Annotated in this window: 20 protein-coding genes; 7 read left to right on the forward strand and 13 right to left on the reverse strand. The window is 58.0% G+C overall.

Going from position 1 to position 17,925, the window contains the following annotated elements; translation table 11 throughout:
• Positions 1-75: 75 nt before the first annotated feature.
• The 3 genes from ACIQJ2_RS33835 (at position 76) to ACIQJ2_RS33845 (ending at position 2,191) form a co-directional block, all read left to right on the forward strand.
• Positions 76-1,401, forward strand: coding sequence for an FAD-binding oxidoreductase (locus tag ACIQJ2_RS33835; protein ID WP_006472530.1), 1,326 nt, complete (start codon positions 76-78; stop codon positions 1,399-1,401).
• Positions 1,402-1,452: 51 nt separating this feature from the next.
• On the forward strand, positions 1,453-1,869 hold the full coding sequence (locus ACIQJ2_RS33840) for a RidA family protein (RefSeq protein ID WP_006472531.1): 417 nt from the start codon (positions 1,453-1,455) through the stop codon (positions 1,867-1,869).
• A 100-nt stretch (positions 1,870-1,969) separates the two neighbouring features.
• Positions 1,970-2,191, forward strand: a complete 222-nt coding sequence (locus tag ACIQJ2_RS33845) for a hypothetical protein (RefSeq protein WP_113731366.1) — start codon at positions 1,970-1,972, stop codon at positions 2,189-2,191.
• A gap of 797 nt (positions 2,192-2,988) precedes the next feature.
• Here the strand turns inward: ACIQJ2_RS33845 and virB11 are convergent.
• Genes virB11 through ACIQJ2_RS33910 form a run of 13 tightly spaced genes read right to left on the reverse strand, consistent with a single transcriptional unit; the run spans position 2,989 to position 13,144 of the window.
• Positions 2,989-4,008: a P-type DNA transfer ATPase VirB11 gene (virB11, locus tag ACIQJ2_RS33850; RefSeq protein WP_006472532.1), complete on the reverse strand. Its 1,020-nt coding sequence runs from the start codon at positions 4,006-4,008 to the stop codon at positions 2,989-2,991.
• 7 nt (positions 4,009-4,015) lie between these two features.
• Positions 4,016-5,188, reverse strand: a complete 1,173-nt coding sequence (gene virB10 / locus ACIQJ2_RS33855; RefSeq protein WP_006472533.1) for a type IV secretion system protein VirB10 — start codon at positions 5,186-5,188, stop codon at positions 4,016-4,018.
• A 13-nt stretch (positions 5,189-5,201) separates the two neighbouring features.
• On the reverse strand, positions 5,202-6,056 hold the full coding sequence (virB9, locus tag ACIQJ2_RS33860) for a P-type conjugative transfer protein VirB9 (RefSeq protein ID WP_006472534.1): 855 nt from the start codon (positions 6,054-6,056) through the stop codon (positions 5,202-5,204).
• Positions 6,053-6,724 carry a virB8 family protein gene (locus tag ACIQJ2_RS33865; RefSeq protein ID WP_006472535.1) on the reverse strand — a complete coding sequence of 224 codons (672 nt, stop codon included), beginning with the start codon at positions 6,722-6,724 and terminating at the stop codon, positions 6,053-6,055. Before ACIQJ2_RS33865 ends, virB9 begins: the two co-directional genes overlap by 4 nt.
• A gap of 4 nt (positions 6,725-6,728) precedes the next feature.
• Entirely contained in the window at positions 6,729-6,995 is a 267-nt protein-coding gene (locus tag ACIQJ2_RS33870) for a hypothetical protein (RefSeq protein WP_006472536.1), read from the reverse strand.
• A gap of 34 nt (positions 6,996-7,029) precedes the next feature.
• A complete protein-coding gene (locus tag ACIQJ2_RS33875; RefSeq protein ID WP_006472537.1) occupies positions 7,030-7,965 on the reverse strand; it encodes a type IV secretion system protein in 936 nt (311 codons plus the stop codon).
• Positions 7,966-7,971: 6 nt separating this feature from the next.
• Complete coding sequence (locus ACIQJ2_RS33880) at positions 7,972-8,205, reverse strand: EexN family lipoprotein (protein WP_006472538.1); 234 nt, start codon at positions 8,203-8,205, stop codon at positions 7,972-7,974.
• Positions 8,202-8,900, reverse strand: a complete 699-nt coding sequence (virB5, locus tag ACIQJ2_RS33885) for a P-type DNA transfer protein VirB5 (RefSeq protein WP_151577070.1) — start codon at positions 8,898-8,900, stop codon at positions 8,202-8,204. Before virB5 ends, ACIQJ2_RS33880 begins: the two co-directional genes overlap by 4 nt.
• A complete protein-coding gene (locus tag ACIQJ2_RS33890) occupies positions 8,900-11,281 on the reverse strand; it encodes a VirB4 family type IV secretion/conjugal transfer ATPase (RefSeq protein WP_151577069.1) in 2,382 nt (793 codons plus the stop codon). Before ACIQJ2_RS33890 ends, virB5 begins: the two co-directional genes overlap by 1 nt.
• Positions 11,274-11,615: a type IV secretion system protein VirB3 gene (locus ACIQJ2_RS33895; RefSeq protein ID WP_151577068.1), complete on the reverse strand. Its 342-nt coding sequence runs from the start codon at positions 11,613-11,615 to the stop codon at positions 11,274-11,276. The genes ACIQJ2_RS33890 and ACIQJ2_RS33895 overlap by 8 nt, the downstream gene beginning before the upstream one ends.
• A 4-nt stretch (positions 11,616-11,619) precedes the next feature.
• Positions 11,620-11,919, reverse strand: coding sequence for a TrbC/VirB2 family protein (locus ACIQJ2_RS33900; RefSeq protein WP_006472542.1), 300 nt, complete (start codon positions 11,917-11,919; stop codon positions 11,620-11,622).
• Entirely contained in the window at positions 11,916-12,602 is a 687-nt protein-coding gene (locus ACIQJ2_RS33905) for a hypothetical protein (protein ID WP_006472543.1), read from the reverse strand. Before ACIQJ2_RS33905 ends, ACIQJ2_RS33900 begins: the two co-directional genes overlap by 4 nt.
• Before the next feature lie 2 nt (positions 12,603-12,604).
• Complete coding sequence (locus tag ACIQJ2_RS33910) at positions 12,605-13,144, reverse strand: hypothetical protein (RefSeq protein ID WP_151577067.1); 540 nt, start codon at positions 13,142-13,144, stop codon at positions 12,605-12,607.
• A 95-nt stretch (positions 13,145-13,239) separates the two neighbouring features.
• Between ACIQJ2_RS33910 and ACIQJ2_RS33915 the strand changes: the two genes are divergently transcribed.
• The 4 genes from ACIQJ2_RS33915 to repC all read left to right on the forward strand — a co-directional run bounded on the left by ACIQJ2_RS33915 (position 13,240) and on the right by repC (position 17,800).
• The gene (locus ACIQJ2_RS33915) at positions 13,240-13,584 is read left to right on the forward strand and encodes a hypothetical protein (RefSeq protein WP_006472545.1); all 345 of its coding nucleotides are present in this window, start codon (positions 13,240-13,242) and stop codon (positions 13,582-13,584) included.
• 616 nt (positions 13,585-14,200) lie between these two features.
• Entirely contained in the window at positions 14,201-15,433 is a 1,233-nt protein-coding gene (repA, locus tag ACIQJ2_RS33920) for a plasmid partitioning protein RepA (RefSeq protein ID WP_036565655.1), read from the forward strand.
• Positions 15,430-16,425 (forward strand): plasmid partitioning protein RepB, encoded by a 996-nt coding sequence (gene repB, locus ACIQJ2_RS33925; RefSeq protein WP_036565643.1) that lies wholly within the window; start codon positions 15,430-15,432, stop codon positions 16,423-16,425. Before repA ends, repB begins: the two co-directional genes overlap by 4 nt.
• 157 nt (positions 16,426-16,582) lie before the next feature.
• The gene (gene repC / locus ACIQJ2_RS33930) at positions 16,583-17,800 is read left to right on the forward strand and encodes a plasmid replication protein RepC (protein WP_151577075.1); all 1,218 of its coding nucleotides are present in this window, start codon (positions 16,583-16,585) and stop codon (positions 17,798-17,800) included.
• The last annotated feature ends 125 nt before the right edge of the window (positions 17,801-17,925 follow it).

The raw sequence follows: 17,925 nt of genomic DNA on the forward strand, positions 1-17,925 counted from the left end.
CCCCCCCCCCCGCCGATAATGCATAAGGCCAAAAGGTCGAATAGGCCGAAGGCTCACTTGATGGAGAGATAACTCATGATGCCCCCCATGGATAGCGTCGCGTCGAACCCTGATCGACCGGCCGAGGTTGATGTCGTTATCATCGGAGGCGGCATTGTGGGTGCTGCGACGGCATTCTTTCTCCGTAGACAAGGTCGTTCCGTCCTGCTGTGCGAAAAGGGGATCATCGGAGGAGAGCAATCGGGGAGAAATCTTGGCTGGTGCAGGACGTTGGGCCGCGATCTTCGTGAGCTTCCGCTCATGCTGGAAGCAATGGAAATCTGGGATCGCTCCGAGGAACTCCTTGGCGCAGACGTCGGATTCCGGCGCAACGGGGTCGTTTACTTGTGCAACAATGAGCAGGAACTGGCCAAGAACTCGGAGTGGTTGAAATCGGCGGAGCCTCTTGGCGCAAAAGCCGAGGTGCTGGATTCCGCCGAGGTTGCCGCGTTGCTGCCAGGTGCCGCGCGCTCTTGGCAAGGCGCCGTCTACGCCAAAGCCGATGGCTGCGCCGAGCCGCAACTGGCTGCGCCGGCATTCGCACGCGCGGCCCAGCGCGCTGGCGCCTTCATCTCGATCGGAGATGCGGTCCGGGGCATCGAGACAAGCGCCGGCCGGGTTTCCGCGGTGGTGACGGAGAAGGGCACGGTGAAATGCGGCGCCGTCGTCGTCGCAGGCGGCGTGTGGAGCAGCCAATTCCTTGGGAACTTGCGGGTGCGGTTTCCGCAGCTGGCAGTCGTCACCTCCGCGCAATGCACGCAGCCCGGCGAGACACCGCTCACGCCATCGCTGACCGGATCGGGTTTCATCACGCGCAAGCGGGTGGATGGCGGCTACAACGTGCTGCGCTATGGCGGCGAAATCCATACAATCACACCCAGCAGCTTCCGCTTCCTGTGGGATTTCCGTCACCTCGCCTTCGCCGATACCGGCGTGAAGCTGCGGGTGTCCGGCGCCTCGTTCAAGGGATTCCAGTGGAAGCGATCGTGGAGAAACGATCAGAAAAGCCCATTTGAGTCGGTCCGCATGTGGGACCCGCCGGTCGACGAGGCCAATCTCGAGGCCGGGCTCAAGATCGCATCGGCGGCCTTGCCGATGTTTGCAAAGGCCAAGGTGGCTCATAAATGGGCGGGCGTCATCGATGTCACCCCCGACGCCGTGCCCGTCATATCGCCCATAGCAGCCATTCCGGGACTCTTCCTGTCATCAGGCTATTCCGGCCATGGTTTCGGTATCGGCCCGGCGGCGGGCCGCCTGACTGCCGACATGGTCGCCGGCACGGCGCGGCCGGACGAACTGGCCCCGTACCGGCTGGAGCGCTTCTCCGACGGCAGCATCAAGCCCGGACCTGCCGTGCGGTAAGACCGACGGCTCGCATTCTGATCAATTTCGGTCAAACCAGTGGAGATCATGATGGAACATACCCGAATCCGTACGTTCAATACCAAGGATACCTATCCCGAGCAGAAGCTCGACAACGATCTGTGCCAGGCGGTCGTTACCCGCGGTGGCAGGACGATCTATCTACGCGGGCAGTGCCCGCAGGATCTGGATACGGCCCGCAACATCGGCAGCCATGACCCCGTCGAACAGACTCGCAAAGTGATGCAGAACATCAGGCAGCTCATCGAGGAATGCGGCGGCACGATGGATCACCTCGTAAAGGTCGTCGTCTACATTACAGATGTCCGGCACCGTGAGGCGGTGTATCGGACCATGGGCGAATATATAAAAGGAGTTCATCCCGTTTCCACAGGCCTGGTTGTGAGCGCCCTGGCCCGTCCAGACTGGCTGGTTGAGATTGACGGCACGGCAGTTATCCCTGATTAAAGTCTCGAGTTCTCGCTCTCCGCAGCAACCGCGGTGATGAAGGCAGCACGAACTGCCAAGGGACCGTGCTACGATCAACTGCTGTAAATGATATCGCTTTGTGGAACTCAACGAAGCTTTCACCGCACAGGATCTCGCCTGCCTACCGGAACTCGGCTTGCCCTACGATGCTCCCCATGTGAACCCGGAGGACGGGCGCCATCCGCTCGGCTTAACCGGTGCGCGGCTCGTCTTTATGGCTTCACAGGAGGAGCAACGGTACGCCCGCCAAACGCTTGCGACGATGTGCATCAGGTTCGGGCAACGCATATCGCTTTGTTAACACCTCGCGGAATCAGTGGTATAAAAAGCTTGGTTTACCAGCGCCTAGTCAGGCTCGTTTGCAATATATTTCTGAGTTACCGTAGATCAAACTAAGTTAGCTGATAATAAAGGCTATGAACATCTAAGGATGTGGAGGATTTAGTATGGAAGCTGGACAAAACAGATATGCGGAGCGATTTATATTAGCGATCGATGGGCAGACATATGTTTCACATGAAGAAAACTATGCATCGCCCTGTAAATTCGTTTTGCCATCATTTCTGTTCAAAAGGCTGAGATTACTTACAAGGTGGTGGGGCGGTCGCATTCCCACTCTTGCATCAGTCTATAATTCGCTAACGCCGAATATAGGATTGGTCCAATTCGGGGACGAATGTATTTCTAAAAGCAAGTAAAATCCTCTGTTTTGCGTCGTAGTTTAGGTGATCTACTGCTTCACTAAGCTGTAGACGTGTCTTCTCAAGTTTGCCATCTCAAACGAGGTGGCTGAACGCAAGACGATCTGTTGTTGGGGGGAATCGCTTTGTGTGTCGGAGCCACCGAGATGCTGTTCCTTCGCTTTCGACAAGCCCCATACGGATTCCCGCCATCTGGCTAAGCGCAGGAGGCAAGGTCATCACTCTAGCCGCCTCAAAGCAGCACAATAGTGACGATCAAAAGGAGGCGATCAAGTGTAATGAGAAACCAGAGGGCTCGAAAGAAAATCCCCTCGGGGACAGAATTCCTCTGATTCATGCTACACAATTCATAGTTTGAAGGCGAACAGCCTTTAGAAGGCGCCGCAAAAATTAGCAACTATTGTGTAGGATGCTGTAAGAGTAAATTGTGCTGGCGGAAATATACCTCGGATGCTCGAAATGCGCCAGCTAGACGTCTGCATTGCACGACTACGTCGATAGAAGCATGAAGCAAATTCAATATTTCAACGCGTCCAAGGTCGCGCGCGGCCTCGGATTCCTTGATTAAGAGCATTAACTGTTCGAATGCGAGAGCGACAGAATCCGCATGAACTGTAGTAATCGAGCCTGGATGACCCGAGTTCACGTTCCTAATGTAGTAGAATGCGGTGCCATCACGTAGCTCCTGCAGAAGAATGCGATCTGGTCGCATTCGCAGGCTCGACTCAAGAAGCTGTTTCGGCCCCGCCTGAGAGAGTCCTTGCCGGTCTTTCGAGTAAAAAAGTCGGACATTGTTTTTTTGGGGAATTACGAGTTCAGCAGTATCCTCTATCGAAATAATCCGCTCGTCGCCAGGAATGTGTTTGATCAGAGCTTTCGAGAGCGTCGTTTTGGCCGATCCAGTCGCTCCCGAAATTATGATGTTCTTCCGGGACAAGACCGCCTGACGCAAGAATTCCTTAATCTGACCGGCGCGATATAGATTACGCAACTCGTCATCGTTGCCTGGTGCGTCGGCCTCAATGGTTCGTGTGCCTTCAAAGAAGAGCCTTTCGTCTAAATCATCGAGCGTAAAATCGACCGATGACGGCTTGCGTATTGTAATGCTCACCGTCTCTTTCAGCGTCGCTGGAGGAATGACGACCTGGATGCGCTCGTCTCCTGGAAGCGTCGCTGAGAGTATCGGGCGCGTCTCATCGATGGACTGGTGCGAAAAGCTGGCAACGGCCCGGGCAAGGCGCATGAGCTTTTCGAAGGTCAGACCCGGAAGATCATGGGTCCGCCACCCGCCGGGTCCTTCCGTCAGCACCTGCCCGGGCCGATTGACGATCACCTCATAGAGTGAGGGATCCTGCAGGAACGCCGAGAACGGCTTCAGCAACTCACGAACAACGGCCGCATCCTGCGCTTCTGTCATCGCCGCGTTACTTCGTTACCAGCTTCGAGTCCGGCGCGAAATCCCCCAGCACCGCTCGATCGAGGATGCGGTTCCGTGGTTCCGTCACACGTAGCCGATAGATCCCCGAAAAATCCAGATCGCGGGCTACGTAGATCGAAACCAGTTCGCCCTGATGCTTGTTCAGCGTCGGTGGGATGTTGATCGATTGCTCGACAGCGATCGCGGCCGCCTGCTGGCCAGCGCTCGTCGTGTTTTGCGCATCAACATCACTATCCTGCAGCCTGCTGTTGGCGTAGCTGGTCGCATCGCCGACAATGGAAAGAAGCAAGGCACTTCCAAACCGCTCCCACCAATGCGTATCAACATAGCCATCGACACCGGCGCGGCCGAGCGCATCGGTCGCCGGAGATGCAAGGGTGACAATTACCCCCTTCGGCGTTTTGGCCCGGTTCCACAAGACGAACAGGCGCTTCTGCCCCCGTTGCAGTCCACCACGATATTCACCAACGACCTGTGTGCCCTTCTCCATGAGGACGACCCTGCCGTTGTCAGAGAGAACGTCTCGATTGATCACGCAGCTGCTGAAGCCGGGCTGGTCCGACGCGAGCGCGGTTTCCAGCACGCAAGGGATCGACGTCCCCATTGCGACGATGAAGTCACGATTGCCAAGGGTCCCGGCCCTTGAACCTTCGAGCTTCGTCGGCCGCAACAGGCCATCGAAACGCTGCTGGTCGCTGTTCTGCTGGTTCTGGCCCATCATGTTGTTGTCGAGCGGCAGGAAATTGCTGTTCACAGCAGTATCTGAACTATCCGCCTCGCGTCGCTGCGTGGCATTCTTCTGCCCACCGCTGAAGGCCATCACCGGTGCCCTGCGTGCGGAATCGAGCAGTTCGTCCTTCTCCTCGGCGATAGGTTCGACCACCGGGGTTGGCAGCTTCACCTCCGGGACCACCTCCTTCGGCTCGACCTTCTCCTTCGCCGCCTCGAATGGGTTGGTCTGGCGAATGACGACGCGCTCCGGCTGTGCGTTCTCATCCTTCGACTTCTTGCCTGTCGTCGACCAGAGAGCAAATCCGATGAACGCCACGACGGCGAGCGCAACCGCTCCTCGTTTCAGGACTGGGCTGTTGTCGATGCGCCGGCCGGTGACGGTTTCGGCGCGCTCGCCGGGAATCCGGGTTTCGTCTTCCTGGGCCATGGTCTCCCCTTCCCTACTGAGCCGCGGCATCGCCCTTGACGATGCGTTCTACCGACGGTGAGGTCGTGTTGGTGTCCGGATTGATGCCGACGCGGTCGTAAGCCTCGTTGAAGACGCACAGCACGTCCTTGCCGCGGCGCAGGATGAACTTGCGGCTGATGGCGTGAACCATCACCAGGTTGCCATCGACGGATTTCGGAACCAGGCTCTCGGAGCCGTCGGAATTCTCGACATAGATGGCGGGCATTTCCTGATTGCCGACAAAAGCGAATGTCGTAACCTTGCCGTTGTCGTAGACGCTCTGCGGTTCCAGCGCCCGCGATCCCTGCGCCGAATAGCGCCAGTTGCGCGGTCCATAGGCTTCGTGAAGCGCCAGCACGTTGTCGGCTTCCTTCGCCTGGTTGGCCAAAGCGCGAGCAGCGGCCTGTTGACGGCGAAGTTCCGCTTCATCACCGGGATAGCGGAATTTCACATAGAAATAGGTGTTCTGCCCGACCGCGACGGAGCCGTCGCGAACGGTGAGCTCCATCTGGTAGCTGCGCGTCGATCCGTCCCGCCGCGTCGTCACCACGGAGATGTTCGTCACCGGCTGGTTCTCGCGCGGCTTCAGGAACAGGATGTTACCGGCCGGGGCCACTTCCCACGCGACGCTGTTGCCGAGCGCGACATGCGCGATCTCCTCGTCGGCCGCGAATTCGACTTGCACCGATGAGCGCAAAGTGCCGACGATCCTGGTGATGTTGAACGGCTGGTAGTTCACGAACCGGACTCGGCTGTCCTGTGACGCGCCGCGTGGAATTTCGAGCGCGGTAGCCGTCGAGGCGGCTCCGGCAAGTAGGGCCGTAGCGAGGATGATCTTTCTTATCAATTGATTGCCTCCGGATCGGCGCGGTACTCGCTGACCGCAAAGCCGAGGGGGTTGACCAGCCGGTCCGTCGACGACATCGGGGCGTTGGCATAGGAGTAGGTAAGGGTCGCAACCCAGTGGCTCGTGCGAACCTCGTCTCCGCGCGTTATCGTCCGCATATAGCGAACCGAGACCACGTTCTGATTGATCAGCGAGATCGAGGCGATGTTGATCCTTGCGGTCGCGGCGCGGCCGTAGGTGTTCTGCGGCGATTCCGGATTGCTTCCGCGATAGATCGCCGAGAACCGCGCCTGCTCGGCCTGGGTCGACAGCAGCGCAATTGATCGGAAGTTCTCCTGCGCCTCGCTCCAAACATAGCCTTCTCGAGCGCGGACATATTTGGCAGCAAAGTACTTGGTCACGGCTTCATCATAGGTGCCCGCCGTGGAGGTCAGCGCCGAGACGACATCGACGATGCCCGTCGAATTATCGACGCGTACGACAAAAGGCTCGACGGTCTTCAATGGGGTCAGGCCTGCGACCGCGAAGACGGAAACGCCGGCGATGACGCTGGCGACGATCGCGATCGACCAGGCGATCCGGTTCGAGCGCTCGATCTGCATCATGCGATCCTGATCGAACCGCCGGGCCTTTTCGAAGTAGCTCTTGAGATTGTCAGTCGAGACCATGCCGTCACTCCGCGCAACGGCGATGCGAGCCGTCGATATCAAGATGGGCGAAAGCGGCCGGTTCCCTGCCCTCCTCGGCATAAGGCGTGGCCGAGGTCGAAGATCGCCGATCCGACGGCTGGCGCTTCAACGTGCTGTCGCCTTCCCATTCCCACATCGCGCGGTTTAGCGGCCGGCGGGAATAGCCGTCACATTTGGGAAGCGGATAGGTCAGCGAAGCGCAGCCTCCGATGGCGATCAGCATGACAAGAGAAACAGTGGTCTTGATCATATGGGAAAGGCCTTTTCTTATTATTGAGATGCGCTCATGCACCGGCGCTTTTCGAGCCGAACGCACTGCCTGCGAAGCGTGCGCCGCGACCGATCATCTGGCCTGTGTATCGGGTTCCCCTGGCAAGCATCCCCTCATGCGCATCCCGCGCCGTGGTGTAGCCGTAGGCGAGGGATGCGCCACCAGACGCCAGCGCCGATGCAATCGTCGGAAGCTGATAGAAGACATAGAGCGCAGCGATACCGATGGCGCAAAGAGCGATCGGGCGCATGAGGACGTCGGTATAGGCGTCGATCGCCGTGAAGGTGGAATCGAGGCACGAGATCAGCAGCGCGCCGACGGCGACGACGAGAACCTGAAGGATGACGAAGTTGGCGAGCTGCCCGATCCAGGCCTCGGTGAAGCGGCGCGTCGATTGGAACATAGCGAGCGCGATGAAGATCGGGCCGATGGCCAGCACGATCGCGAGTGCCAGCCGGGCGTAGAGCGAAACGACATAGCCGATGCCGGCGACCAGAAAGCTGACGCCGATCACCATCATGCCGCCGATACCGGTGACGATATCGACCGGCCAGGAGGCGCGAGACCAGATGTCGGTGGCTGAAGCCTGTCCCTTGTCGAGCAGACTGTCGAACGTGCTGGCGCTGGGCGTCGTGCCGGTGTTAAGTGCCTGGGCAATCTCGCGCGGAAGGATATCGAAAAAGACGTTCGTGACGTAGGTCTGATATTCCCCGGCGTTTTTCACCAGCATGACGATGATCGCCAGCTTCATCGCCCGAAAAGCAAATTCCAGAACCGGATCCTGTACGGAGCCGCGCAGCACAAGGTAGCCATACAACACAACATAAAGCGTCACCGCTGCCGTCAGCGGACCGGTGACCCATTCGGCGATGTTCGAAGTCCCGTCGGAGACGAACATTTCGAGCGGTCGTTTGAATTGGCCGTCGATGAACTCGAACACATTATACATGGCGCCCTACTTCCCCAGCGCCTTGCGCATGTTCTGGAGGCGGAGCTTGCCGTCGGCCGCTTCCGCGTTCTGGCAGTTGACCGTTGCGCGCAGCTCGCCCGGATTGTTCCGGCACTCGGCCAGGATACGAGACAGCAAGCCCTCGTCGGTGGTCAGCTGGTCGACGGTATAGGTCTGGTCTGTCTTCTCGGAGCAGGCCGCGAGGAGAAGGAGCGTCAAAATGAGCAGAGATCGTCTCATTGCAGCGCCGCCTTCATCGCATCCATGCGCTGGCGCCAGTCTTCGGCCTTGCGCTGTTCGTCGACCTGGTTCTGCGCCTGCTGCACCATGCGCAGCCCTTCCATCCGCAGCACGTCGGTCTGCAGAAACGCCTGTTCCGCTTGCAACCGAGCCTGAAGGTCGGCGATTTCCTTGGCATCGCTTGCGGTCGAAATCTTCTCACGAAGCTGGTCGATCCCGTCGATGCGCTTGGTGGCAGCGTCGTAAATCTGCTGCCCGAGGCTCATCTGCCCCGCATTCTTGTTCTGCACGCGTGCGAGTTCCTTTGCGTAGAAATCATCGGCGTCGGTGCGATAGGTGGAATTGCCTTCCAGGAACTTCGACGCGGAATCCTTGAACACGCCGGTTCCCTCGCCCTTCAAAAGCCCCTCGATCGCTGAGAAATCCGATGGTAGCGCCTTGCGGATCGCCGGATCGTTGAGCACGCTCGCCACGTCAGCCATGTCGGTCAGCTTGTTGAGCGAACCGTAGAGCTGCTGGGCCTGCTCGATCTGCTGGTGAAGGGCGTCGAGCTGCGACTTTAGCTGCGCGATGCTTTCGATGTGTTTGAGGATCGCCGTCTGGTCGATCACCGGAATCCCCTGCCCTGCCGCGCCGCCGGCGGACAGGACAATCGCAGCTGCGAGCGCCGCAGCATGAAGTCGATAGGAAGCCATCAGCTTGCACTCCTTCTTTCCTGGAAAACGGGAAGCCAGTCCTTGGGGTCGTTGCCGACTTCGGCGCGGATCGCGTCGAGCAGCTCGACATTGGCCGTTCGGCCGGAGAGGATCGCGAGTTCGTCGTCGAAGCCATTGAGATTCAGTTCGGCGACGACGCTGTTGTGCCCCTGCTTCAACACGAACCGCCGGCTTTCGACGGAGAGTTCGCGGGCGATCAATTCGTATTCGCGCTCCGTGAGCTTGAACCCCTCCACATAGTCGGCATGGTTGCCGCGGGAATTCGGCAGGAATATCTGCGTCGGGCATTGCTCGATGATCGTGTGCGCGATCGGCGAGATCAGCGCGTCGCGCGGGCTCTGCGTGGCAAACAGCATCAGCCCGTTCTGCTTGCGGATCGTCTTCAACTTGTTCTGTGCGAGGTCGCGGAAACCTTCGTCCTGCAGCGCTTTCCAGAATTCGTCGATGACGATGATGATGCGCCGACCGTCGATCAGCTGCTCGACGCGGTGGAAGAGATACGCCATCAATGGGGTGCGGATTTCCTCATTGTCGAGGAAGTCGGTCATGTCGTAGCCGATGAACTTGCCGTTGCCGCCCAGATCGCCGAAGCCGATATCCTCGATGACGTTGTCGAAGACCCAGCCGAGCGGCCCTCCCCTCTCCCAGCGCCGCAACCGGGCCGCAATCCCTTCCAGGTCCGTGTTGTTGAGGAAGGTGCGAAGCGCGCCGATCGTCCGCTGCTCTGTCGGCAGATCGGCAAGCCCGTCGATGGCGCCGGCGATATCGCGAAGTTCGGTGACGCTCAGCTCCCGCGTGCCGGACCCGACAAGCTTGCCGACCCAACGGGTAAGGAAGACCTTGTTCTCCGGTGTGAGGTCGAGGGCCTTGAGGGGAGCGCAGCCGGTGGGCGTGCCATTCTTGAGGGGGAGATAGGTGCCGCCGGCGGCGCGGACATAAAGGTCCGCGCCGCGGTCCTTGTCGAAGAACACGACATGCGGATCGTGTTTTTCAAGCTGCGACAGCATGAAGTTGACGATCACCGTCTTGCCGGCGCCGGAGGGGCCGCACATGAACGTGTTGCCGAGATCGCCATAGTGGAGATTGAAGTAGTAGGGCGAGCCGGATGCCGTCTTGAGCAGGGCGACGGCCGGTCCCCACTCGTTGCCGTCTTTCTGCCCGATCGGATAGGAATGGAATGGCGACAACGCCGCGAAGTTGCGTGAGGTGATTGCTCCCGATCGCGCGCGATAGCGGAAATTGCCCGGCAACTGTGCCCACCAGGCGGCCTCGAGCCCGAGATCCTCGCGCGCAACGACCGCGCCGCCGTTCGTCAGGCTGGCGCGAGCCTTCGCAAGATTATCCGTCAATTCCTTGACGGAAGTGGCGAAGACGGCGAGCGTCAGGTGATGCTCTCCGAGTACGAACCGGTTCGATTCCAGATCGTCCATCGCGTCATCAAGCTCGCCGATCTGCGAGGCGGCCTTGTCGCCGGCGCTGACGAGCTGGTTCTGCTTGCGGCCCATAATGACGCGGGCGTCGGCCTTCGAGGCGAAGCAGAAGGATTGCGAGAGGATCAGTTCGAAGGGACTGGTCAGAACGCCGTCCAACATCCCCGTTCTGGTGCGGGCAGGATATTCCTTGATGCTCAACATGCCGGAAAAGCGGCTTTCCGCTTCATGGCGGATTTCGATCGTCTCGCGGCCGATGATGACACGATCGGAATAGATGGCCGAGGAGATCCGGCCCTCGGTCAATGGGACCGGCTCGCGGCGGCCGCCCACCAACTGGTGAAGCACCTCGCTCGGCTCGGAAAACAGCACCCCGTCATGCTCGTAAAGGGAGAGCACGCGTGGTTCGAAGCGTTTCAAGCCGGCAACGACGTCGACGACCTTGTCCTGAAGGTGCTTCAGTGCCTCCTCGTCCAGTTCGGCGCCTGAACGGTATCGCTGCCGCAAGCGGGATAGCAGCTTCGCGGCCTTGTCGGCCGGATCGCGCGCCGGCGACCAGAGGACGGTAAGGTACAGGTCGTTGCGGAACAGGTCCTCGCGCACCATGCGCTCGCGATACTTTTCGTTGAGCGCGGCCGAGAAGGGCGTTGCGAATATCCCGTCCGGATAGTCGCGATCGCGGCGACGAATAAGATGAGACCACAAGGCGAGCCGCTCGTCTGCGATATTGCGATAGAGCGTATTCAGGTCACGATGCAGTTCGTTGAGGTCGAGAACGTCGGCGGTCTCGAAGGACACGCCCTCGAGCGCCACCATCACCATCAAGGTGCGAGAGTCGAGTGCGACGGTGGTTTCGTCGACATGCCGCACATAGGGGATGAAGGTTTCCGGTGTGAGCTCGCGGGACTTCAGGGTGGCGACACTAGGCATATCCGAGGTCCCTTTCGTCAAAGCGCCGGACAAGTTTCAGCGGCGAAAGCGTGGCTCCGCCCCAGTAGGCGCCGTTCCGAGTCCGGCCGCGCGTCTCCACCCAGGCCACGAGGATCCGGAACATGTTGTGGTCGTGCTTGACCAGCGCCCGGAAGACGAAATGGAAGACGATGCCCACGAGCGCATAGGCGACCGAGCCCGCAGCGAGGTAGAAGATCGTGGTCGCCATGACGTTGATGCCCATGGCCTCCATCGTGACGCCCGCGACCATTGCCGGGCGCGTGCAGGCGATGAACAGCGTGTCTTCCTCAAGCTCGGGTCGCGCGGCTGCCATATGGTCAGCTCCCGATGATCGTGCTGACGAGCTCCGACGAGCCGGCGATCACGCCGATGCCGACGATCCAGTAGCCTGCGCGGCGCAGGTCCATGTAGCCGAACATCCAGGCGAGCGCGATCAGGATCACTGCGATGGTGGCGAAAAGCCTGAAGATGTTGCCCTGCAAAAGGTCGACGACATTCTGCAGGATCGTCTCGATGCCGGCCGCCTGCGCAAACGCCGGCTCGACCAGCATCGCCACCACAGCGAATGCCATTGCAGACGGGGCCGCAAACGCGCGGATACGGGAACTGAAAATCATTCACTCTGCTCCATTTGATTGTTCTGAAACACCAGGACGGAAGACCCGCGCCGGCTGTTGAAAACGTCCCATGTGGGCGCGGAAGCGATCGAGGTGGATTTCGGCTCGGAGTTCTCCGCAACTACTTCTGCGACCACGTCGACCTGGGCGGAGGCGGCACTTTCGTCGTTCCCCCTCCCCTCCCCCGTATCCGTGATCGTCAGCCGGCCGATGGTCGGACCGAGCCGCTTGATCTCCCGGCGGACCTGATCGTCGTAGTTGACCATCGCGCCAACCGAGGGATCATCGCGCCCGTAATAGGACTGGAGCATCACCTGCTCCGCCCTGGCAGTATCCGCGCCCGCCTTGACGGCAAGGCGGTAGTAGCCGTCCAGCAGCGTGGCCGTGGCTTGCAGGTTCAGGCAGGGATCGAAGGCGTCGGAAATTGAGAGCTTCTGCTTTTGGAGCTCCTCCACCCCGATGCCGCCAAGACCGAGCTGGATATCGTGATGCTCGGCCACCAGCGATGTGGCGATCTCGATCGCCTCGGCCTTTGAACCAGGCTGTGTCTTGAGCGGCCGGCTGCTGTTGATGCGAATGTTGAAGGGCGCGAACCGGCTCTCGAGACTGACAACGCCGGCGAGAGTTTCGGACGCAACAAAGGGTGCGCAGGTCTGCGCGAGGTCGACGAAAACGATGGGCATGTTTAGAACCAGACCCTCTGCTTGCCGACGCCGTCGATCGTCACATCGATGTATCGCGGTTTCTCGCGGACCAGGGGACGGCTCAGGGTGTAGGCCATGCACTGGTAGCGGCCATCGGTTTGCTGCCAGCGTGGCGAGATCACGGAGCCATTGCTCCGGCCGGCATTATCCCGGTCGCGACGGCAATGACTGTCGCTCACCGGCTGCATCGACGTCGACACGCAGGTTCCGTCGCGCCCGGTCGGGCCATAGCCCGCTGACAGACGGTAACCGTCGTTGCAATAGTAGGGTTCGTATCGAGGGCGGGAGCTTTGGAAGCCGACGCCGCTGCATGTCGGGAAGGAACGTCCCTTGGCGAGCCATCTCCAGAGTTTCTGGATAGGCGGGCGGCACTCAGCGTATTGTGTCGGGCCACCAGGATTGGATAGGCACAGGATAACCTGGCAACCCCACTCGTCGGCACGCGCGCTTTGCCCGGAACTGAGATATAGTGAACCGAACCCTAACGCCGCTATGACCGTTCGAAAGAAAAGGCTCTTCATGCCCCCTACCCTCCGATTGAAATTTCGTTGGACGGGATACGAAGAATCGTCTCGCCCTAACGCGCATACTATGCAAATAATAGATAGTTAAATCGATGGCAAGCAAATTGAGTGACCGATGGCAAACACAAGCACTGTCTGTCTTCGCCGTGCGTGAAATCCTCGACAAACCCCTTGAGGACGAGAGCGCGCAATCGCGCATCAAACAGATCGGGATGATCAATATCCTCTATATGATGCACCAGGCGCACGAGAAGCTAACGCTCTCAAATATCATACAGTTTACGGGGATGACACGTAGCGGCGTTATCGAAACGATCGACATCCTCGTTAGGCGGGGAATTCTGACGGAGTCTCTCGGCAAGAATTCTCAAGGGCGAGGAGTTGCGAGACAATTCGAGCTTTCGTCGCGTTTGCTCGACAATCTCCGTGCCACGTGACCGTGCGAACGAAGCGATAAACTATAAGAAAGATCGCTAGTATGCTTTCTAGGCACACACACTCGCGTCGCACTTAAGGAGATTGTCTAGTCTGTCGGGGATGGCTTGCTGTTGGCGGAGACCATCCTCCTTGCCGCGGCGTGCAGCGGACATTCCTCGTCACGAATCGCATGGCGAACGGTTCGTAGCCTATCCACTCACCGGGAGAAGGACAGGGACGCCGCATCTTCGGCGCGTATCGTCTACGACGTGATACCACCGAGACTACCCGCTACAATCGCACTGAGGAATGGATGTGATTCCCCTGAAGGCACCTTGAGTCGCATATAGAGGTTGATTTGGCGCCAAACCTGGGGCGAAGAATGTCAACCGGCCCCCTTTATCGACTCTTTTTTGTCTATGTTCGACGGCAGCGGAGAAAGTTGCCAATGGCTTGTTTTGATAGGGGAATTTCGATGGGTTGCTTGAATTAGTTGCTGGACTCAGCAATGCATTAAGGTTCTGTTAACCTTAAATATCTTGCTGATCGATCGAAATCGGGCATTAGTGTTCATCTGCGGAGTTTGGTCAAATGGCGGCCTTCAGCCGCATATCAGACCCGACAGGCGAGAAAACGATGAACACCGCAAAGGCCAAGGCAAGCCGCAGTTACCCGCTCCGTTCGAAAATCCGTGAGCAAGCGGCATCCCTTTCGACCAAGCTGCAAGAGCATCAGACGAATATTTTTCCGCCGCACGCGCGGAAAGGAATTCGTGCGTTCAATCCATCAGAGGCGGCGAAGCTTTTAGGAGTTGCCGAAGGCTATCTACGTACGATCGCAGTTGAACTCGAGCGAAAAGCCTCCGACAGTGGTGAACTGAAGTTTAGCCCAACGATTGCGGGCGGACGACGCATGTATTCTGTCGAGGAGATCTCGGCGATTCGCGCTTACCTCGATAAGCCCACCAGGTCGACAGGACGGTATTTGCCTCATCGTCGGGCGGATGAGGAGCTTCAGATCATCTCGGTGATGAACTTCAAGGGAGGATCCGGTAAGACCACGACTTCGGCCCACCTTGCGCAATACCTTGCCTTGAGGGGCTATAGAGTGCTGGCCATTGACCTGGACCCGCAAGCTAGCCTTTCCGCGCTGTTTGGGAACCAACCAGAAACCGACGTTGGCCCAAATGAGACGATCTACGGTGCCATTCGATACGACGAGGAGCGTCGTCCCATTCAAGAGATCATTCGGGGAACCTACATCCCTGATCTTCATCTCATCCCCGGCAATCTCGAACTCATGGAGTTTGAGCACGATACGCCGAAGGCTCTCCTGCAACGTAAGCCAGACGACGTCCTTTTCTTTGCCCGGCTGCAGGCCGTCATTCAAGAGGTGGAAGACGCGTACGATGTTGTCGTAATAGACTGCCCACCTCAACTAGGCTTTTTAACGCTCTCCGCCCTTACGGCTGCGACGTCGGCACTCATAACGATCCACCCTCAAATGCTTGATGTGATGTCGATGAACCAATTCCTCTCTATGATGAGTGCCCTACTTGACGAGATCGCTGAGGCCGGCGCGGAAGATCGAAGCAATTGGATGCGCTATCTCATCACGCGGTTCGAACCTACTGACGGCCCGCAGAATCAAATGGTCGCATTTCTTCGCTCGATGTTTGGTGAAGACGTGCTTGTCAATCCAATGCTGAAAAGTACGGCCGTTTCAGATGCAGGCATTACAAACCAGACTCTGTTCGAGATCGACCGTAGCCAATTCCACAGGGCGACCTATGACCGCGCGCTGGAATCGATGAATAACGTCAATGCCGAAATCGAATCACTGATTAAGTCGACATGGGGTAGATCATGAGCCGGAAAAACCTCCTCTCATCTCTGCATACCGAGAGCAAGCAAGAAGCAAGCGCCGCGCCGCCCCCTCACCCGAGACCATTTTTGGATGCCGGGAAATCGAAACCAATGGCTGCGGTCACGAAGACGCTTGGCGATCTCAACGATAGGAGTCGCCGCGCAAATGAAATTGAACGGAAGCTGGCAGAGGGCCAGTCTGTCGTTGAGCTGGAGGCCGACCTGATCGAGCCCTCATTTGTTCAAGACCGCATGGAAGGTGATATCGACGGGTTAAAGGCTTCCATCAGAGAGCAAGGACAGCAAGTCCCGATTCTCGTACGACCGCATCCCGATCAGGCCGGACGATATCAGGTCGCGTTCGGTCATCGACGCCATCGCGCACTCCGTGAACTTGAACTGCCAGTGAAGGCTGTGGTGCGCGCTCTTTCCGACGAGGAGTTGGTAATTGCGCAAGGACAGGAAAACAATGAGCGCGAAGATCTCTCATTTATCGAGAAAGCCCGCTTTGCGGGACGCCTGAGGGAGAGGTTTTCACGTGAGATTATCATGTCGTCCCTGTCGATCGACAAGAGTACCCTCTCGATCATGCTACAACTCGTCGACGCTCTTCCGCTTGAACTCATCGAAGCGATTGGCCCGGCGCCAGGCGTCGGGCGGCCCAGTTGGCAACAGCTAAGTGACTTGGTTGCTAAGACGCAAGATGGTGGGGTCGATTTGGTCAATCATGCCCGCTCGCTCGCAGGCTTGTCCTCTGAAGAACGCTTCAAGCAGACTTTGGCCCACCTGAGGCCCCGTCGCGTTGAACGTGGCCTTCCCGATGTCATGTCGACCTCCGATGGTGGCCGACTGGCTCAGGTGAAGAATAGTAAGTCAAAACTCGAGATCACGATCGACAAGAAGGCGACGCCAGCATTCGCGGCCTTCGTGCTCAACCAGTTGCCGGCGCTCTTTGAGGCGCATGAAGCTGCAAATCAGAGGAAGAAGGAAGCTTAAACCGCAAAAGAAAAGAGCCCCAAAACGTCGCCGTCTCGGAAGCCCTGTTCTGTTCTCTAAGCAAGCTCAGAATCGCATTTCCGGGAATCTCCGTCAAGAGTCTTAGGCGCCTTTTTTGGCGAACAAATTTCTTTTGCCTGCTGACAGGTGAAGAATGATGGAAACCGGGAATATTTCAACGCCGTTTGGACGGCGATCGGTATCGCTTGCCGAAATTCGACGACAGCGAGCTGTGTCCGAGAGTAAGGCAGCAGAGAGGTCGGTCGACAAGTGGAAGGTGCTTCGAGACGCGTCGGCAGCAATGACGCTCCTTGGCATTCACTCAAACAGTGTAGCAGTCCTTGATGCACTGATAAGCTTCTATCCGGAGAGTGAATTCCGCCCGGATGCGCAATTGATCGTATTTCCCTCAAACATGCAGCTATCCCTGCGTGCTCACGGTATGCCGAACTCAACAATGCGCCGACATCTGGCTTTGCTTGTGGACGCAGGTTTGATCATTCGGAAAGATAGCGCCAATGGAAAGCGCTACGCTAGGAAGGACAAATCTGGGTCCGTTGAATCGGCGTTTGGCTTCGACCTTTCTCCTTTGCTCGTCCGCGCCGGCGAACTGGCCACAATGGCGCAAGAAGTCATGGCTGAGCGGGCTGCATTGAGGAGAGCCAAGGAAAGCCTGACGATTTGCCGACGCGACGTGAGGAAGCTTATCACAGCAGCATTGGAGGAGGAGGCACCAGGAAATTGGTCGTTGATTGAGGGTACGTACTTAGCGCTGGTCCAGCGAATTCCGAGATCCCCGACGGTGACCGAAGTCAGGGAACTCTTGGAGGAGATGCGAATGCTGAAGGAGGAAGCTCTCAATCTCTTGGAAGATAATGAGAATAACGCGAATCCTAGCATCAATCATGCTCCTATTGAGCAGCACATACAGAATTCAAAAACCGAATCCCTTTTTGAATTTGAACCTCGCTCAGGAAAAGAGCGGGGCGGCAATCTCAGCGATAATATTGAGCCGCAGCGCTCGCAATTGAAGTCGTTTCCACTTGGCTTGGTGTTAAGGGCTTGCCCAGAAATTTGCGACTATGGTCCAAATGGCGCTATTTCCAGCTGGCGTGATCTTATGTCGGCTGCTGTGGTAGTTCGCTCGATGATGGGGGTGAGTCCGTCGGCGTACCAAGATGCGTGCGAGATAATGGGGGCAGAGAACGCGGCAGTAGCTGTCGCGTGCATCTTGGAGCGAAACAACATGATTAATTCCGCGGGTGGATATTTGCGAAATCTGACACATCGGTGTGAGATTGGCGAATTCTCTATCGGTCCGATGCTTATGGCATTGCTGAATGCGAGGAGCGACGGCCAGCGTAGAGCCGGTTAACGGTGTTTGCAGCTGCAAACTGCACTAAACTATTGATCGTAAAGAATTATTCTCTCGCGACCTTTGGGGAACCGTCAAAGTGATCGGACTTGACGACGGGGAACGATATCTCGGCTTGCTTGGTT

This window comes from Rhizobium sp. NPDC092011 (assembly GCF_044756305.1).
Taxonomy (GTDB): Bacteria; Pseudomonadota; Alphaproteobacteria; order Rhizobiales; family Rhizobiaceae; genus Rhizobium.

Coding starts and splice junctions, on each gene's coding strand:
- repA (WP_036565655.1), top strand. CDS start 14,201: ATGAACACCGCAAAGGCCAAGGCAAGCCGCAGTTACCCGCTCCGTTCG.
- ACIQJ2_RS33900 (WP_006472542.1), bottom strand. CDS start 11,919: ATGATTTTCAGTTCCCGTATCCGCGCGTTTGCGGCCCCGTCTGCAATG.
- virB10 (WP_006472533.1), bottom strand. CDS start 5,188: ATGGCCCAGGAAGACGAAACCCGGATTCCCGGCGAGCGCGCCGAAACC.
- ACIQJ2_RS33905 (WP_006472543.1), bottom strand. CDS start 12,602: ATGCCCATCGTTTTCGTCGACCTCGCGCAGACCTGCGCACCCTTTGTT.
- ACIQJ2_RS33840 (WP_006472531.1), top strand. CDS start 1,453: ATGGAACATACCCGAATCCGTACGTTCAATACCAAGGATACCTATCCC.
- ACIQJ2_RS33915 (WP_006472545.1), top strand. CDS start 13,240: ATGGCAAGCAAATTGAGTGACCGATGGCAAACACAAGCACTGTCTGTC.
- repB (WP_036565643.1), top strand. CDS start 15,430: ATGAGCCGGAAAAACCTCCTCTCATCTCTGCATACCGAGAGCAAGCAA.
- ACIQJ2_RS33890 (WP_151577069.1), bottom strand. CDS start 11,281: ATGCCTAGTGTCGCCACCCTGAAGTCCCGCGAGCTCACACCGGAAACC.
- ACIQJ2_RS33895 (WP_151577068.1), bottom strand. CDS start 11,615: ATGGCAGCCGCGCGACCCGAGCTTGAGGAAGACACGCTGTTCATCGCC.
- repC (WP_151577075.1), top strand. CDS start 16,583: ATGGAAACCGGGAATATTTCAACGCCGTTTGGACGGCGATCGGTATCG.
- ACIQJ2_RS33875 (WP_006472537.1), bottom strand. CDS start 7,965: ATGTATAATGTGTTCGAGTTCATCGACGGCCAATTCAAACGACCGCTC.
- ACIQJ2_RS33870 (WP_006472536.1), bottom strand. CDS start 6,995: ATGATCAAGACCACTGTTTCTCTTGTCATGCTGATCGCCATCGGAGGC.
- ACIQJ2_RS33865 (WP_006472535.1), bottom strand. CDS start 6,724: ATGGTCTCGACTGACAATCTCAAGAGCTACTTCGAAAAGGCCCGGCGG.
- ACIQJ2_RS33880 (WP_006472538.1), bottom strand. CDS start 8,205: ATGAGACGATCTCTGCTCATTTTGACGCTCCTTCTCCTCGCGGCCTGC.
- virB11 (WP_006472532.1), bottom strand. CDS start 4,008: ATGACAGAAGCGCAGGATGCGGCCGTTGTTCGTGAGTTGCTGAAGCCG.
- ACIQJ2_RS33910 (WP_151577067.1), bottom strand. CDS start 13,144: ATGAAGAGCCTTTTCTTTCGAACGGTCATAGCGGCGTTAGGGTTCGGT.
- virB5 (WP_151577070.1), bottom strand. CDS start 8,900: ATGGCTTCCTATCGACTTCATGCTGCGGCGCTCGCAGCTGCGATTGTC.
- ACIQJ2_RS33835 (WP_006472530.1), top strand. CDS start 76: ATGATGCCCCCCATGGATAGCGTCGCGTCGAACCCTGATCGACCGGCC.